This window comes from Stenotrophomonas maltophilia, assembly GCF_006970445.1.
Lineage (GTDB): Bacteria > Pseudomonadota > Gammaproteobacteria > Xanthomonadales > Xanthomonadaceae > Stenotrophomonas > Stenotrophomonas maltophilia_AU.
The window spans coordinates 4,167,248-4,183,639 of sequence record NZ_CP033877.1 but is presented as its reverse complement, the minus strand read 5'-3'; the positions used below and the strand labels follow the sequence as shown (position 1 = coordinate 4,183,639).

Sequence of the window (16,392 nt, the reverse complement as noted above, 5' to 3'; positions counted from 1 at the left end):
GTTCACGGCGTCCCCGCACTGCGACACCGCCCCGCCATCCCACGGAATGCCCGCTGTTGCTGTTGCTGTTGCCTCTGAGGTTGCCGGCCAGCGGCCGGCACTACCACGGGTGCAGGGCGCAGCCCTGCAAAGAAACCCCTATCCTCGTGGTCGGCTGCGCGAGGGCACCAGTGCGAACGTATCCACCGCCAGCTTCTCGGCGTGGTTCAACCACGCGCGGATCTCCAGATCATCCACTTCGTGGTCCAGCCCGAACGACACGTTGATCTTGCCGTTGGCATCGGGCTGCACCCATTGCTGGGCCAGCACCACCTTGCGCTGCGAGGAAACCGCTTCGATCCAGAAACCGCGATCCGGGCGCGTGCTCGCCACCAGCTGCAGCATGTACTGGCCGGCACGGGTGCGGCGTCCCTTCTGGGTGATCATGTGCGCCTGGCGCACGCTCGGGCGCGGGCCCTGCAGCGCATCCAGCGGTGCATCCACCGCGATTCCGCCGCGCAGGTCGTTGTCGCGGTACAGCTTGATGCCGTTGTCGCGGTTGACGAGGAGGGCGCACCAGTCGCCGTCGGCCGAGCCATCCTCGAATGCGGTGCAGCGGTCGACGTAGGCCAGGGTGTTGTCCGGATTGGCATCATCGAACTGGCGCGAGGTGTTCTCCAGGTACACCGACTTCAACCCCCAGTCCTTGTCGTACTCCAGCAGTACCGGTGGCTGCACGTGCTGCAGGCCGACCACCACCTGGTCATCACCATCGATCTTCAGCTCGCGGGTCGGTTCGCCCAGCCACAGTGAACGCGCGAAGGCCAGGTACTGCGGATAGTCACGGCCACCATCGCGCTGGGTTGCCACGCTGGCGCTGGGCGCGCGCTGGCTGTCGATCAGCGAACGGCCGAAGCCCATCGTCTTCAGGTTCGGGTCCAGCAGGCTGAGCAGGGTCGCACCCGAATCCAGGGTGGTGCCGGCGTCGGCGCTGAGCTGCTGCGGGGCAATGCCATCGCCGAGGAACAGCAGCAGGTTCTCGCGCTTCTGCCGGGTCAGGATGTGGGTCAGATCGTTGGGCATCGCCAGGTGGTCGGAGGCGATCACGATCAGCGTGTCCTTGCCGTACGGGCTAGCCTGGATGCGCTGCACCAGCTGCGAGATCAGCCGGTCGCTGCACTTGAGCGCGTTGAGCATGTTGATGTTGCCGTACTGGCTCTGGTAGCGCTCGCCCTTGCACGACACCGGCAGGTGGCCCGCCGGGTGGTGCGTGTCCATGGTCAGCGTGGTCAGCATGAACGGCGATCCGGCGCGCGAGAGCTGCTCGAAGCGCTGGTAGGCGGTATCCAGCAGCACATCGTCGTGCACGCCCCAGGCCGAGTAGTGGATGCGGCCGATCTTCTTCTGCTGCTTGAACCACGCCAGGTCATGCACTTCATCGAAACCATGGCTGGCCAGGAACTGGCCCTTGCCGGCGAACTGGCCGTTGGCACCACCCAGATAGTGGTTGGTGTAGCCCTGCTGCTTGAGGTAGTCGCCCAGGCAGACCGCCTTGGGCAGGAAGCTGCCCATGCGGTCCATGCTGTTCTCATCGCCCTGCGAGGTGGTCAGCGGCACGCCGCACATCGACGAGACCAGCCCGGCGATGGTCCAGCCGCTGCCCTCGGCCGAAGCCAGGGCACGTACGTCCAGCGACTTGGACGCCAGGCGGTTGAGGTTGGGCATCAGGCCGGGAAACACGGCCTCGTCCAGATAGGTGCGTTCCAGGCTTTCGCCGTAGATCCAGACGATGTTGCGCGGGCGCTGTAGCGGCTGCGTCGGCACCTGGTACTCGGGGGCGATGCGGGCGAAGTCGACCGGGCGCAGCTGCTGGTACAGGCGTTGGCCGTCGCGGGCAAGCGGGCTGATCATGATCGTGGCCACCCACACGGCCGCGAAACCGGCGAACAACGCGCCACCGTGGCCGGGCCGGCGCCAGCGCTTCACCCGTGTGGCGAACAGCGGCAGCAGCGAGACCAGCGCGAGCACGATGAAGCCGGCGATATATCCCTTGAAATCGGAGACACCGGCGCCTTCCATGTCGGCGCCGAGGTGGTACAGGGTGGCGGCATTGAGCCCATCACCGGACAACTTGTCGATCAGCCACCACGCGCTGAGCGTCAGCAGCAGCACCGAGAACGCACCGGCCTTCCACCACACCCACTTGTCGGACGCGAGGAACAACCAGCACAGCAGCAACAACGACAGCAGCAGTATCCAGAGCATAGGCAGCTTCGGCAGTGACGGGGTGGTGGTGATGGACGTCGTACCGACGCGTGTCCATCCGACCGACGCTGCCGCAAGCACACTCACATGACAGGCCGATGACCCGATAGTGCATGCACGAACCTGACTGAAATGTTTGTTGAAATGACGCGCGCGCAATCGCGCTCAGAAGGTAAAACGAGCGTGAAATGATTCGTTGGGTTGCATTAAAAACCGCATGAATACGCGGCTTTTTGTCGATGTACTAACGGTGCCCGCGTTCCTCGCGTGCCCGTGCGCGGCGGTCGAACAGCAATGCACTGATGACGATGCCCAACCCCAGCACCACGCCGATCAACAGCAGTACCAGCGCGATGAGGGGATAGCCGAACAGGTGCCAGCCGGTGTCGATCTTCATCATCATCGCGGCGGCCATGATCAATGCCGCGCTGATGATGCCGGCCGCCACGCGGTTGGCGATCTTCTGCAGGTTCTCCATCAACCGCGATTCTTCCAGGCCGGTCACCTTCATCTGCAGGCGGTTCTCGGCCAGCAGCGCCATGATGTCCGACAGCTTGCGTGGCCCATCGCGCAGCAGCTGCTGCAGCTCCATCGCTTCGCTGGCGATGTTGGCCGCCGACAGTGATTTCTTCAGGCGCGCGCGCATCACGTGCTGCAGTTGGCGCTCGACGATGCGGCGCGTGTCCAGCTCCGGTGCGAGCAGCCGGCACACGGTTTCCAGGTTGAGCAGGGCCTTGCCGAGCAGACTCAGTTCCGGCGGTGTGCGCAGGCCGCAGGCAGTGGCGATGCGCACCATGTCCAGCACCACGCGGCCTTCCGAGAAGCTGCCACTGGCGGCGTAGCGCGCGATCAGCTGGCCGGTCTCGCGCAGGTAGCGCTCCTCGTCGAAGGCCTCCAGCCGCGTGCTGATGCTGATCAGGTCGTCGGCCACTTCTTCGCCACGACCATCAACAGCGGCGAACAGGATCTTCAGCAGCCGCTCGCGCAGGCGCGGCGGCATGTGCGCGACCATGCCCAGGTCGAAGATCGCCAGCCGGCCATCGGGCATCACCCGCAGGTTTCCGGGGTGCGGGTCCGCATGGATCTCGCCGTGCACGAAGATCTGGTCCAGGTAGCCGCGGATCAGTGCCGCCGCCAGAGGATCCATCGATTGCTCGGTGCGGCGCACATCGGGAATCGCATCCACGCGCACGCCAGTGGCCAGTTCCATGGTCAGCACGCGTTGGCTGCTGTAATCCCACAGCGGCTGCGGAATCCACAGGCGGCGGAACGGCTTCAGGTGTCGGCCGAACCGGGCCAGGTTCTCGGCCTCGGCGTGGTAGTCCAGCTCCTGCATCAGGGTCTTGGCGAACTCGTTGAGCCAGTCGCGCAGGCGCACGCGACGGCCCACCTGGGTCAGGTGGTCGGCGGCCAGCGCGAAGCTGCGCAGCGCCTCCAGGTCCGAACGCAGTTGCGCGGCGACCTCGGGCTTCTGCACCTTCACCGCCACCTGGCGGCCATCGTGCAGCACTGCCCGATGCACCTGCGCGATCGACGCACAGCCCAGTGGCTCGGGATCGAACGCGGCGAACAGCTTGTTCACCGGTGCGCCCAGTTCCTGCTCGACGATGGCATGGATGCGCTCGACGGGGATCTCGGCCACCTTTTCCTGCATGCGCTCCAGCGCCGTGGCGAATTCCACCGGCACCATGTCCGGGCGGGTGGACAGCATCTGGCCCAGCTTGACGAAGGTCGGCCCCAGCGCTTCCAGGTCGCTGACGAACTGTTCCGGGTTGCCGTCGGCCGGCACGTCGGCCTGGTTGCTGGCGGCGTCCAGGTTCATGCCCGAGAACACGCCCGAATGGCGGTAGCGCATCAACAGGCGCAGGATCTGGCTGCGCCGGTTCATGCCTTTGACCAGCGGGGGATTGCCATTGGCGGTGGGCGGATTGCTCAAGCGGGACTCCCATGCGGCAAAGGCGGTCGTGCCGGGCGCTGGCCGGCAATGTCCGGATTTCGCAGTGTCGCCGGGGCACGGTAGGCACACAGTGAACCCCGCGGCTATCGCAGGGACCGGCGGATCGGTCAGAATCGGCGCATTCCCTTTCTTGGACGCCCCATGGCCGGTGCCAGCCTGTTCGCCCTGCTCGACGATATCGCCTCCCTGCTCGACGATGTCTCGGTGCTGACCAAAGTCGCGGCGAAGAAGACCGCGGGCGTGCTGGGCGACGACCTGGCGCTGAATGCGCAGCAGGTCACCGGGGTCAACGCCAACCGCGAGCTGCCGGTGGTGTGGGCGGTGGCCAAGGGCTCGCTGGTCAACAAGGTCATCCTGGTGCCGGCGGCCCTGGCGATCAGTGCGCTGGAGGCGTGGTTGCACAGCCGCGGCTGGAACGTGCCGCTGATCGTGCCGCTGATGATGATCGGTGGTGCCTTCCTGTGCTTTGAAGGCGTGGAGAAGCTGGCGCACCGCTTCCTGCACTCCTCCGACGACGATGCCGAGCGCCAGACCGAACGCCGCAAGGCGCTGGCCGATGCGCAGGTGGACATGGTTGCGTGGGAGAAGGACAAGGTGAAGGGTGCGATCCGCACCGACTTCATCCTTTCGGCCGAGATCATCGTGCTGACCCTGGGCGTAGTCGCCGCCGCGCCGTTCACCAACCAGATCCTCACCCTGAGCGTGGTTGCGCTGGCCATGACCGTGTTCGTCTACGGACTGGTGGCAGGCATCGTCAAGCTCGATGACGTTGGCCTGTATCTGTCGCGCAAGGGCGGTGCCATTGCCGCCTTCGGTCGCGGCTTGGTGGCGTCGGCGCCGTGGCTGATGAAGTTCCTGTCGGTAGCCGGCACCATCGCCATGTTCCTGGTCGGCGGCGGCATCCTGGTGCACAACGTGCCGGCGCTGCACCACGCGGTGCAGGCGCTGGGCGGCGAGGGGCAGTGGGGCTGGCTGATCGGTGCTGCGGCCAACATGGTGGTCGGCATCATCGCCGGCGCCATCGTGCTGGCGGCGGTGACCGGGTTCCAGAAGCTGCGCGGTAAGTAAGCGGCGGCTCATTGCCCGGTAGAGGCCGACCTTGTTCGGCGCCTTGTTTCCACGCGTGCCAACCAGGGTTGGCACCTACCGAAGCGCTGTCCTCTGCGTTGGTAGAGGCCGACCTTGGTCGGCGCTTTGTTTCCACGCGTGCCAACCAGGGTTGGCACCTACCGAAGCGCTGTCCTCTGGGTTGGTAGAGGCCGACCTTGGTCGGCGCCTTGTTTCCGCGTGTGCCAACCAAGGTTGGCACCTACCGAAGCGCTGTCCTCTGGGTTGGTAGAGGCGGACCTTGGTCGGCGCTTTGTTTCCGCGTGTGCCAACCAAGGTTGGCACCTACCGAAGCGCTGTCCTCTGCGTTGGTAGAGGCCGACCTTGGTCGGCGCTTTGTTTCCACGTGTGCCAACCAGGGTTGGCACCTACCGAAGCAGTTTTCGGTGTACGGAAGAACTACCCCGCCTGTACCCGGTTCTTGCCCTGCCGCTTGGCTGCATACAGCGCGTCATCGGCGCGCCGCAGCAGGGTTTCGATATCGTCGCCGGGCTGCCATTGCGCCAGCCCGGCGCTGAAATGCACGGGCACGCGGCGGTCCTGTACGGTCAGCACGCGATGCGCCAGTGAACGCTGCAGGCGCTGCACGGTGGCCATGCTGTCGGCGCCCTGGGTTTCCGGCAGCACCAGGACGAACTCGTCGCCGCCCAGGCGTGCGATGCCGTCGGTGGCGCGCAGCAGCAGCTTGCACACGGCCACCAGGTGTTGAAGCAGCGCATCGCCACCGGCGTGGCCGTGCGCATCGTTGGTCTGATGGAAATCATCAAGGTCGATCACCGCCACGCCCAGCGGCGAGTTGTTGCGTGCGGCGCGGGCCAGCTCGCGCTGCAGCAGTTCGTCCAGGCCACGTCGGTTCAGCGCCTGGGTCAGCGGATCGATGCGTGCCAGGTCACCGGCGGCACGCAGTTCCTGCTCCAGCTCGGCAATGCGCTGCTCTGCACGTTCCACTTCCTGCCGCGCGTTGGCCAGGTGGTCGCGGGCCTGTGCGGCCTGCTGCTGCACCTTGCCGGTGTCGCGCATCACGTCCTGCAGCAGCTGGTTGAGGTCGGCGATGCTGCGCGCCTCACGCAGCTGCAGCGCGTAACTGCCGATACGGTCATGGTACTCACCGGTGCTGGTGGCCATGCCGTCCATGCGCTCGATGAACTCGCCCATCAACCCGCGCATCGCCGCCTTCGAGTCGTCGATGCCCTGGCGCAGCAGGCCCTGCTTGTAGATCACTTCGCGCAGTTCGGCGCGGGTGCGCTCGACCGCCTCGGCTTCCAGCGGCCCGTCCAGCAGCTGGCGTACCGCCGCGATCTGGCCCTGCAGCCAGCTGCGGTCATCCAGCAGCTCGCTCACGTTCTCCAGCAGCAACGCGAACAGCTCCAGCAGCAAGGCCTGCTGCTCCTGCCAGCTCTCGGCGCGCACGCCGACCTGGTGGCCAAGTTCGCGCACGCCCTGTTCGATCGGTTCCAGCGCCGTACCGGGCTGCCACTGGCGCAGGTTCATGGCCAGTGCCTGCGCTTGTTCGCGCAGATCTGGGTCGTGCTGCAGCAGGGCCACCACGGCGCCGCCCAGCAGCAGCCGCAGCTGCTCGGACAAGCGCAGGCTTTCCGGCTGCCCATCCGGGGAATGCTGTTCGATGGTGCGGATGTACTTGTCGATCAACTGCCGCATCGCGCGCCCGTAGCGCGGCCAATCGGCACTGGCCTGCGCCGATTGCAGGCGGTCGCCCATGTCGCCCAGCTCGCCGGGCAGGGTGGCCATGCCGTTGGCGAACGCCGCCAGCAGCGGCTCCGGCGCATCGGCGCCGGCGAACAGCTGCTGCAGGGCCACGCCACCGCCACCCTGCAACACCACGCGGTCGCCCAGCCCATCGTCCACCACCGCGCGCACGCGTGCCGGCGGCCCAAGGGCGGTACCGGGGGCAGGGCGGTGGTCGGGCTGGTCCGTCATCGAGCAAATCCTGGAGTTGGCAGGGACTGGTTCCAGCATATCGGCGCGGCCGCCGACGGCTTGAACGGCTAGGATGGGCGACAGGATGCCGCAGTGGAGGTGGTGATGCGCGTGATGTTGCTGGGGGCAACCGGGCTGGTCGGCGGGCTGGCCCTGCCGATGCTGCTGGACGACCCGCGCTGCCGTGCCGTGGTGGCCCCGACCCGACGGGCGCTGACCCTGGCCCACCCGAAGCTGTACGCCCCGCTGCTGCAGTTCGACGCCCTGCCGGAGGCGCCCGACTGGGCGCAGGTCGATACGGTGATCTGCGCGCTGGGCAGCACGATGGCCCAGGCGGGGAGCCGTGAGGCCTTCCATCGCATCGACCATGACTACCCGCTCGCATTTGCGCGGCTGGCACGCGGCCAGGGTGCGCGCGCCTTCGTACTGAATTCGGCAGCAGGGGCCAATGCAGGCTCCGCGATCTTCTACAACCGGGTGAAGGGTGAACTGGAGCGCGATCTGCGCGCGCTCGAATTTGCTTCGCTCACTCTGGTGCGGCCCGGCCTGATTGGCGGGCAGCGGCAGCAGGTACGCCGTGGCGAGCGTTTCGCACTGACGGTACTCGGCGTGCTGGGGCCGGTACTGCCGCGGGCGTGGCGGATCAACCCGGCCAGCGAGATCGCCAAGGCACTGGTGGATGCCGCGCTGGCCCCGCAACCGGGTGAGCACGTGGTGGCATCGAGCGCACTGGCCGGCTGATGTCGCGTGCGCTGCGCCTGACACAGCTTCAACAGCTGCTGCGCCGCCATCGGCGGCCGGTCGCGGGGCAGGTGCTGGCCGAAGCGCTGGGCATCAGCCTGCGCACGCTGTACCGCGATATCGAGACCCTGCGCGAGCAGGGCGCCGACCTGCGTGGTGAGGCTGGCGTCGGCTACCAGCTGGCACCGAGCGATACCCTGCCGCCGATGACCCTGCCACCCGCCGAGATCGATGCACTGGTGCTGGGCCTGCGTTGGGTTGCGGCGCGCACCGAGCCTGCGCTGGCCGAGGCCGCACGTGATGCCCTGGCGCGCATCGCGCATGTATTGCCTGCCGCGCGTCGCGAAGCGCTGCGTGACAGTGGTCTGCGCGTTGGCCCTTCGCGCGCTGGGAGCAAGGTTCCCCCCGCGCGTCTGCAGGCCGTGCGTGAGGCTGTGGGTTCACAGCAGCGCCTGAAGTTCGGCTACGAGGATGCGCAAGGCCGGCGCAGCGAGCGCATTGTATGGCCGTTCGCGCTGGGCTACTTCGACGAAGTGCCGATGCTGGCGGCGTGGTGCGAGAGCCGCGAGGATTTCCGTCATTTCCGACTGGACCGCATCCGCCAGGTGCGCGCGCTGGAGGATCACTACCTCGTGCCTCGTGCCACGCTGCTGCGGCGCTGGCAGAAGGCGCAGGGCATTGCGCCGGACTGGCTGGATCGTTTGTAGCATCGAGCTTGCTCGACTGCTTCCGCGCTTCGCTTCCTGCTTCTGGGGGAGGGGGCCTTCGTTCTTCGTTCCTGGTAGGGGTCGAGCTTGCTCGACCGCTTTTGATCTTCGCGAACAGCAGTCGAGCAAGCTCGACATCTACCAGGGCAAGGGCAACAGCAGTCGAGCAAGCTCGACATCTACCACGGCAGAGGCAACAGCAGTAGAGCAAGCTCGACCTCTACCAAGGCGGGGGCAACAGCAGTCGAGCACGCTCGACGCTACTGACAGAATCTGTCAGTAGCGCCGTACCACCATGAACGCTCCCAACAACGGAGCTTCCCCATGTTCAAGCCCAGCACCCTGCTGCAGTACGTGCGCGACGTCGCCGCCAGCGCCACCTTCTACAGCGGCATCCTCGGCAAGCCGCCGGTCGAGCAGTCGCCTGGCTTCGCCCTGTTCCTGCTCGGCGATGGCGCCGCACTGGGCCTGTGGCAAGGCGACGACGTGCAGCCGCCGGTGTCCGCGCAGGCCGGCGCCGCGGAACTGGCGATGGTGGTCGGCAACCCGGAGGCCGTGCAGAAGATGCACGATGCGTGGCGCGCGCTCGGCGTGCGGATTCTGCAGGCACCGGTGACACTGGAATTCGGCCACACCTTCGTCGGTGCCGACCCTGATGGTCACCGCCTGCGTGTGTACAGCCGTGCCGAGGGCATGGTCGCGCGCGATTGAGCACATGCGTTCTGTAGAACCGAGCCACGCTCGGCTTGCTTTTCAGTAGATCCACGCCATGCGTGGATGAAGGCAAGAAGCAGCCGGCCATGGCTCGGCTCTACGGTAGAGCAGGCACAAAAAAACGCCGGGCAGTGCCCGGCGCTTTTCCCGTACATGTGCCAACCAACGGTTGGCACCCACCGATCAGGTGGTCGATCAGCTGGCCAGTGCCAGGTCGTCCATCATCGCGCGCAGGAAGCGGGCTGCTTCGCCACCGGTGGCCGCGCGGTGGTCGAAGGTGACCGACAGCGGGATCACCTTGTGCGCTTCCACGCCGCCCATCACCGGGGTCATCTGGTGGCGGGCACGGCCGGCACCGACAATGGCCACGCACGGCGGCACCACGACCGGGGTCGCGTAGCGGCCGGCGAACATGCCGAAGTTGGACAGCGAGATGGTGTAGCCGCTCAGTTCCGAGGCGGCGATCGAACGCGATTCCACCTGCTCGCGCAGGCGGTTGACGCCTTCGCGGATGCCGCGTGCATCGAGCATGTCGGCATTGCGCAGCGCCGGCACGAACAGGCCGTCGTCGGTGTCCACGGCGATGCCGATGTCCACCTGCGCGTGCAGGGTGCGGGTCAGCGCTTCGCCGTCGAACCAGGCGTTCATCGCCGGAACCTTCTGCGCGGCGACCACGATCGAGCGCACCAGGCGTGCGGTGACGTCGTTGCCCGGCAGCCAGGCGTGGATGTCGGCGTCGTCGTTCAGCGTGGTCGGCACGACCTTGCTGTGCGCATCGGCCATCACGCGGGCCATGTTGCGGCGCACGCCCTTCAGCGGTTCCGGCTGGCCCTTGGCGACCACGCCCGGCGGCTGGGTGCGCATCGGCTTGCCGGCGGCAGACAGCGGGGTGCGTGCTTCGCTCTGCACCGGGGCAGACACCTGTGCCGGGGCCGGCGCGGCATAGGCGGCGGCAGCGACCGGTGCGGGAGCAGCGCCGAGCTTGGCGGTGCCGTTGGCGGCGGCCTGCTTGACGTCGGCCATGGTGACCGCGCCATCGGTGCCGGTAGCGGCCACGCGGCTCAGGTCCACGCCCAGCTTGCGCGCCATCGCACGCACGGCCGGCACGGCCTTGACGCCACCGACGGCCAGCGCCTGTTCGGCGTGCACGGCATTGGAGCTCTGCATCGCGCCGACCACGGTACCGGCGTCATCACGCTCGGCAGCGGCCGGCTTGGCGGCTTCGGCGGCCACCGGTGCAGCGGCGGCCGGCAGCGGCGGCGGGGTCGGTGCGGCGGCCGGTGCGGCGTGGCCATGGCTGTGGCCGGTGTCCTGGCCATCGGCACGCTGCGGCAGGTTCGGGTCCAGTTCGAAGCTGGCCAGCACCGATCCGGTCGGGATGATGTCGCCGGCACCACCGGACAGCTTCAGCACCTTGCCGGAGAACGGCGAGGGCACTTCCACCACGGCCTTGGCGGTCTCCATCGAGACCAGTGGCTCGTCCAGCTTGATCACATCGCCTTCCTTGACGAACCACTCGACGATGGTCGCGTCCGGCAGGCCTTCGCCCAGGTCGGGCAGGTTGAAGTTCTTGGTCTGGCTCATTTGCAGTTCTCTTCCAGCAGTTCCAGTTCGCGGGCCGGCAGCCAACCCGTCGCGCCATTGGCGCGCTCGGACCACCACCACCCGCCGTGTTCGTGATGAAGCTTCACCATCTCGCCGCTTTCCACATCCAGCTCGCGGGCGTCGTAGTCGCACAGCGCTTCGGCGCGACCCTCGTCCAGCAGCTGCAACCAGGCGACGGGCGCCCATCCAGCGCGCCCATCGTTGGTGCGAACCCAGGCAAACGCCGGCCATTCCTCGTCACGGACACCTACTTCGACGATCTGGCCGGTGTGGAACCGGAGCGGGTTGGGATACTGGCTGCGGTAAGCCCCCAGAAGGCGGGCCCGCATGTCAGCCGGCCGCCACCGCGCGCTTGGCCGCAGCCACGATCCGCTCAACGCTCGGCAGGTACTTCATTTCCAGGCGGAAAAGCGGAATGTGGGTGTCGTAGCCAGTGACGCGCTCGACCGGGGCCAGCAGGTCGTAGATCGATTCCTCGGCCAGGCGCGCGGCGATCTCGGCGCCGAAGCCCGCGGTCTTCGGGGCCTCCTGCACGATCACGCAGCGGCCGGTCTTGGCCACCGATTCGGCGATGGTGGCAAAGTCCAGCGGACGCAGCGTGGCCACGTCGATGACTTCGGCACTGATGCCTTCACCGGCCAGCTTGTCGGCCGCTTCCAGCGCTTCCTTCACCTGCGCGCCCCAGGTCACCAGGGTCACGTCGGTGCCGTCGCGCAGCACGAAGCAGACGTCCAGCGGCAAGGCTTCGCCGTCGTTGACGACCACTTCCTTGTACTGGCGGTAGATGCGCTTGGGCTCCATGTAGATCACCGGATCCGGCTCGCGGATCGCGGCCAGCAGCAGGCCATAGGCACGCTGCGGCGACGATGGCAGCACCACCCGCAGGCCCGGCACGTTGGTGAAGATCGCCTCGTTGGCTTCGCTGTGGTGTTCCGGCGCGCGGATGCCACCACCCCACGGCACGCGCAGCACCATCGGGCAGTGCAGGCGGCCACGCGTGCGGTAACGCAGGCGTGCGGCGTGGCAGACGATATGGTCGACCATCGGGTACATGAAGCCATCGAACTGGGCCTCTGCCACCGGCTTCATGCCTTGCGCGGCCAGGCCGATGGTCAGGCCGGCGATGGTGGTTTCGTCCAGCGGGGTGTCGAGGATGCGGTCCGAGCCGAAGCGCTGCTGCAGACCGGCGGTGGCGCGGAACACGCCGCCGTTGACGCCCACGTCTTCGCCCAGCACCAGCACCGACGGGTCGTGTTCCAGCTCCCAGGCCAGCGCCTGAGTGATGGCTTCGATGAGGGTGATCGGGGTGGTGGTCATGCTGTCATCTCCGCGCGCGACAGCAGCGCTGTCGGCGGCGTTGGTGTGCGCGCCGGGCGCGCCGTTCTTGATCTCATCCATGGCGCTTCTCCAGGGCGATTGCCTGGGCACGCTGGGCCAGCAGGTCCGGCGGCGGATCGGCATACAGGAAGTCGAACATTGCCTCGACCGGCTGCACCGGCGTGTTGAGGTACAGGTTCACTTCCTCGTCCACGCGCGTACCGCACTCGGCGACCCAAGCGGTTTCCTCTTCTTCGCTCCACACACCGGCGTTGATCAGGTACTTGCGCAGGCGCAGCATCGGCTCGCGCTGCCAGGCATCCTTCACTTCGGCGTCGTCGCGGTAGCGGCGCGCGTCATCGGCGGTGGTGTGGTCGGACAGGCGGTAGGTCATCAGTTCCAGCACGGTGCCGCCGTCGCCGGCCAGCGCACGTTCGCGCGCCTGTTCCATTGCCGCCAGTACCGCGATCAGGTCGTTGCCGTCCACCTGCAGGCAGTGCAGGCCGCCGGCCAGGCCCTTCTGCGCCAGCGTTTCGGCACCGGTCTGTGCCGAACGCGGAACCGAGATGGCCCAGCCGTTGTTGACGATGCACAGGATCAGCGGCAGCTTGTAGGCGCCGGCCGAATTCAGTGCCGCGTAGAAGTCGGTCTTGGAGCTGCCGCCGTCGCCGCACACCGCAACGGCGATCTGCGGTTCCTTGTTGAGCTTGAACTTCAGCGCGGCGCCTGCGGCATGCAGGCACTGGGTGGAAATCGGCACGCAGAACGGGAAGTCCTTGGCCGCGTTGCCGCCGTAATCGTTGCCGCGTTCGTCGCCGCCCCAGTACATCAGCACGTCGTGCGGGCGCACGCCACGCATGAACATCGCGCCATACTCGCGGTACGAAGGTGCGAACACGTCGTCCTTCTGCATCGCAGCGCCGATACCCACGTGCGCGGCTTCATGGCCCAGGCAGGCGGCATAGGTGCCGAGCTTGCCGGTGCGCTGCAGCGCAATGGATTTGCTGTCGAACGTACGTACGAACAGCATCTGCTTGAACAGCGGTACCAGGACCTTGGGGTCGCGCAGCGACGCGGGCAGGTCATCGCGGACGAGCTTGCCGTCCGCGTCCAGGTACTGCAGGTATTCGATCTTGAATTCAGCGGCAACCGTCATTGCGTACTGCACCTTCGACAGAGAAGTTACAAATGATATGAATCGCCATGTTAAGGAACGCGTACGGAATAGCCTTCCTGCGCCGCAACACGGCGATTCCCCGTTTTACCCCTGCCGGCGGGTGGGGGGCCAATAACAACAACGTATTCAGTCGTTGCTGCAAAGCATCAGAATACGCCTCTGGCTGACCGCCAGTACAACGGCCTGGACGGTTCCACGCGCAGGCCCGGCATCGGCCGATGCTCCACGACCAACCGCACGCCCCGGTATGGACCCGGCGGCTGCCAGCGCGGCGGCAACGCGCTACCCTTGCCGCCCCCGATCTGGTCCCGCCCATGTCCGTCGACAACAACCAACGCGATCTCGAAGCCGGCATCCACACCGACCTGCAGGGACGCCTGACCTACGGCGGCTACCTGCGGCTGGACCAGCTGCTCAGCGCGCAGCAGCCGCTGTCCAGTCCGCCGCACCACGACGAGATGCTCTTCATCATCCAGCACCAGACCTCGGAGCTGTGGCTGAAGCTGCTCGGCCACGAACTGCGCGCGGCGATCGGCTTCCTGCAGCGCGATGAAGTCTGGCAGTGCCGCAAGGTGCTGGCACGCAGCAAGCAGGTGCTGCGCCAGCTCACCGAGCAGTGGTCGGTGCTGGAAACGCTGACCCCGTCGGAATACATGGGTTTCCGCGACGTGCTGGGCCCGTCTTCGGGCTTCCAGTCGCTGCAGTACCGCTACATCGAGTTCCTGCTGGGCAACAAGAACGCGCAGATGCTGCAGGTGTTCGAACACGACCCGGCCGGGCAGGCGCAGCTGCGCATCGTGCTGGAAGCGCCCAGCCTGTACGAGGAGTTCCTGAAGTACCTGGCCCGCTTCGGCCATGCCGTCCCGGCGGTCTACGAGGCCCATGACTGGACCCAGCCGCATGTGGCCGACGACGCACTGCAGCCGGTCTTCGAACGCATCTACCAGGACACCGACCGCTATTGGCGCGAGTACTCGCTGTGCGAGGACCTGGTGGACCTGGAGACTGCCTTCCAGCTGTGGCGATTCCGACACATGCGCACCGTGATGCGCGTGATCGGCTTCAAGCGCGGCACCGGCGGCTCGTCCGGCGTGGGCTTCCTGGCCAAGGCGCTGGAACTGACCTTCTTCCCCGAACTGTTCCAGGTGCGCACCAGCCTGCAGGCCGCGCCCCCGGCAGAGCTGGGCTGATCCCCATTCAGCTTGGTTCCCGGCCGGCGGCTGGATCGTTTCAGATGCAAGTTCAGCGAGCAGGTTGCCACCTGCCTCAAACGGCGTGTATTTGACGTGAACGCCAGAAGTCGGTGATCCTCGCGCGTTGCTCCAACTGCACACCGGACGTGCTCGTCATCCACCGAACCAGGAAATCCGCATGAGCCTAAACGCCACTGCGAACACCCCAGAGCCGGCGCTGCCGGACTTCAAGACCACGATGGGCCATCCGCGCCCGTTGTGGATGCTGTTCATGACCGAGTTCTGGGAGCGCTTTGCGTTCTATGGCATCCGCTGGGCCTTGGTGCTGTACATCGTTGCCCAGTTCTACAACGGCAGCGCTGCCGGTGAAGGCGACGCCAGCCGCATCTACGGCGCCTACCTGGCCCTGGTGTACGCCGCGGCGATCTTCGGTGGCTACGTGGCCGACCGGGTACTGGGCTACCAGCGCTCGATCCTGACCGGCGCGATCATCATGGCTGCCGGCCTGTTCATGATCTCGCTGCCGCAGGAGCACATCTTCAAGCTCGGCCTGGCCACGATCATCGTCGGCAACGGCCTGTTCAAGCCCAACATCTCGACCATGGTCGGCAAGCTGTACGGCCTGAAGGATGAGCGCCGCGACTCGGGCTTCACCATCTTCTACATGGGCATCAACATCGGCGCGATGATCGCCCCGGTGCTGACCGAGTACCTGGCCCGCAAGGTGTTCGGTACCGATGCGATGCCGTCCTACAAGGTCGTGTTCATCGCCTCCGGCGTGGGCATGCTGATCTCGCTGGTGTGGTTCTACATCGGTCGTGCCGGCCTGAAGGGCATCGGTGCACCGCCGGCCGGCGCTGAAGGCTTCGGTCGCATCATCATGGTGCTGGTCGGCGCCGTGGTCGCCATCCCGGTCGCGTACTTCCTGCTGGCCACCGGCGCAACCGCGCTGGCCTGGATCCTGGGCGCGATGTTCACCGCCCTGGCCATCCTGCTGCTGGTCGAGGGCATCCGCGAGGGCAAGGTGCAGCGCGACCGCGTGATCGCCATGCTGATCATCTTCGCCTTCAACGTGATGTTCTGGATGTTCTTCGAACAGGCCGGCAGCTCGTTCACCTTCCTGGCCGAGAACATCGTCAACCGCCAGATGGGTGACTGGACCTTCCCGACCGCGTGGTTCCAGTCGGTCAACTCGGTGGCCATCATCACTCTGGCGCCGATCATCGCCTGGATCTGGGTGGCCCTGGGCCGCGCCAATCCGTCCATTCCGCGCAAGTTCGGCCTGGGCCTGCTGTTCAACGGCGCCGCCTTCGCCCTGCTGATGTATGCGCTGTCGCAGATGGTCGTGGACGGCAAGATCCCGTTCTGGACCCTGTTCATGGTCTACGTCATCCAGTCCGTGGGTGAGCTGTGCCTGTCGCCGATCGGCCTGTCGATGGTGACCAAGCTGGCCCCGGTGCGGCTGGTTGGCTTCGGCATGGGTGGCTGGTTCCTGTCCACCGGCATCGGCAACAACCTGTCGGGCATCTTCGCTGGCGTGGTCAGTGGTGAAGGCGGCATGACGGTCGAGTCGGCCCTGAAGGGGTATACCTTCGGGTTCTGGGCCCTGATCGGCTCCGGCGTGGTGCTGTTCCTGGTCGCCCCGCTGATCAACAAGCTGATGCACGGCGTCAAATGATGATGAGAGGGTAG

The 16,392-nt window shown here is 66.6% G+C and carries 12 protein-coding genes and 1 pseudogene; 6 read left to right on the top strand and 7 right to left on the bottom strand.

Annotation, left to right across the window (positions count from 1 at the left end):
* Nucleotides 1-138: 138 nt before the first annotated feature.
* A complete protein-coding gene (locus EGM71_RS19180) occupies nucleotides 139-2,244 on the bottom strand; it encodes a phosphoglycerol transferase I (protein WP_188486433.1) in 2,106 nt (701 codons plus the stop codon).
* 244 nt (nucleotides 2,245-2,488) lie between these two features.
* Nucleotides 2,489-4,135, bottom strand: a pseudogene (locus tag EGM71_RS19175) (ABC1 kinase family protein); the annotation flags it as partial.
* Between the two features lie 207 nt (nucleotides 4,136-4,342).
* On the opposite strand from EGM71_RS19175, the gene EGM71_RS19170 reads away from it, so the two are divergent.
* Complete coding sequence (locus EGM71_RS19170; RefSeq protein WP_188486429.1) at nucleotides 4,343-5,269, top strand: DUF808 domain-containing protein; 927 nt, start codon at nucleotides 4,343-4,345, stop codon at nucleotides 5,267-5,269.
* A gap of 438 nt (nucleotides 5,270-5,707) precedes the next feature.
* On the opposite strand, the gene EGM71_RS19165 is transcribed toward EGM71_RS19170, so the two are convergent.
* The gene (locus EGM71_RS19165) at nucleotides 5,708-7,246 is read right to left on the bottom strand and encodes a GGDEF domain-containing protein (RefSeq protein ID WP_188486427.1); all 1,539 of its coding nucleotides are present in this window, start codon (nucleotides 7,244-7,246) and stop codon (nucleotides 5,708-5,710) included.
* Nucleotides 7,247-7,351: 105 nt separating this feature from the next.
* Between EGM71_RS19165 and EGM71_RS19160 the strand changes: the two genes are divergently transcribed.
* The 3 genes from EGM71_RS19160 to EGM71_RS19150 all read left to right on the top strand — a co-directional run bounded on the left by EGM71_RS19160 (nucleotide 7,352) and on the right by EGM71_RS19150 (nucleotide 9,405).
* Nucleotides 7,352-7,987, top strand: a complete 636-nt coding sequence (locus EGM71_RS19160; protein ID WP_188486425.1) for an NAD-dependent dehydratase — start codon at nucleotides 7,352-7,354, stop codon at nucleotides 7,985-7,987.
* A complete protein-coding gene (locus EGM71_RS19155) occupies nucleotides 7,987-8,694 on the top strand; it encodes a helix-turn-helix transcriptional regulator (protein WP_188486423.1) in 708 nt (235 codons plus the stop codon). Before EGM71_RS19160 ends, EGM71_RS19155 begins: the two co-directional genes overlap by 1 nt.
* 324 nt (nucleotides 8,695-9,018) lie before the next feature.
* Nucleotides 9,019-9,405 (top strand): VOC family protein, encoded by a 387-nt coding sequence (locus EGM71_RS19150; RefSeq protein ID WP_188486422.1) that lies wholly within the window; start codon nucleotides 9,019-9,021, stop codon nucleotides 9,403-9,405.
* A 198-nt stretch (nucleotides 9,406-9,603) separates the two neighbouring features.
* Here EGM71_RS19150 and EGM71_RS19145 read toward each other — a convergent pair whose 3' ends face one another.
* The 4 genes from EGM71_RS19145 to pdhA are packed head-to-tail and all read right to left on the bottom strand — an operon-like array spanning nucleotide 9,604 to nucleotide 13,486.
* Nucleotides 9,604-10,992, bottom strand: a complete 1,389-nt coding sequence (locus EGM71_RS19145; protein ID WP_188486420.1) for a dihydrolipoamide acetyltransferase family protein — start codon at nucleotides 10,990-10,992, stop codon at nucleotides 9,604-9,606.
* Nucleotides 10,989-11,342, bottom strand: a complete 354-nt coding sequence (locus tag EGM71_RS19140) for an SH3 domain-containing protein (RefSeq protein ID WP_008265756.1) — start codon at nucleotides 11,340-11,342, stop codon at nucleotides 10,989-10,991. Before EGM71_RS19140 ends, EGM71_RS19145 begins: the two co-directional genes overlap by 4 nt.
* A 1-nt stretch (nucleotide 11,343) precedes the next feature.
* On the bottom strand, nucleotides 11,344-12,411 hold the full coding sequence (locus EGM71_RS19135; RefSeq protein WP_005419896.1) for an alpha-ketoacid dehydrogenase subunit beta: 1,068 nt from the start codon (nucleotides 12,409-12,411) through the stop codon (nucleotides 11,344-11,346).
* Entirely contained in the window at nucleotides 12,404-13,486 is a 1,083-nt protein-coding gene (gene pdhA, locus EGM71_RS19130; RefSeq protein WP_019338597.1) for a pyruvate dehydrogenase (acetyl-transferring) E1 component subunit alpha, read from the bottom strand. The genes EGM71_RS19135 and pdhA overlap by 8 nt, the downstream gene beginning before the upstream one ends.
* A 335-nt stretch (nucleotides 13,487-13,821) precedes the next feature.
* Here pdhA and EGM71_RS19125 point away from each other — a divergent pair, with 335 nt between their 5' ends.
* Entirely contained in the window at nucleotides 13,822-14,697 is an 876-nt protein-coding gene (locus EGM71_RS19125; RefSeq protein WP_100442121.1) for a tryptophan 2,3-dioxygenase, read from the top strand.
* Nucleotides 14,698-14,878: 181 nt separating this feature from the next.
* Nucleotides 14,879-16,378 (top strand): peptide MFS transporter, encoded by a 1,500-nt coding sequence (locus EGM71_RS19120; RefSeq protein WP_188486418.1) that lies wholly within the window; start codon nucleotides 14,879-14,881, stop codon nucleotides 16,376-16,378.
* The last annotated feature ends 14 nt before the right edge of the window (nucleotides 16,379-16,392 follow it).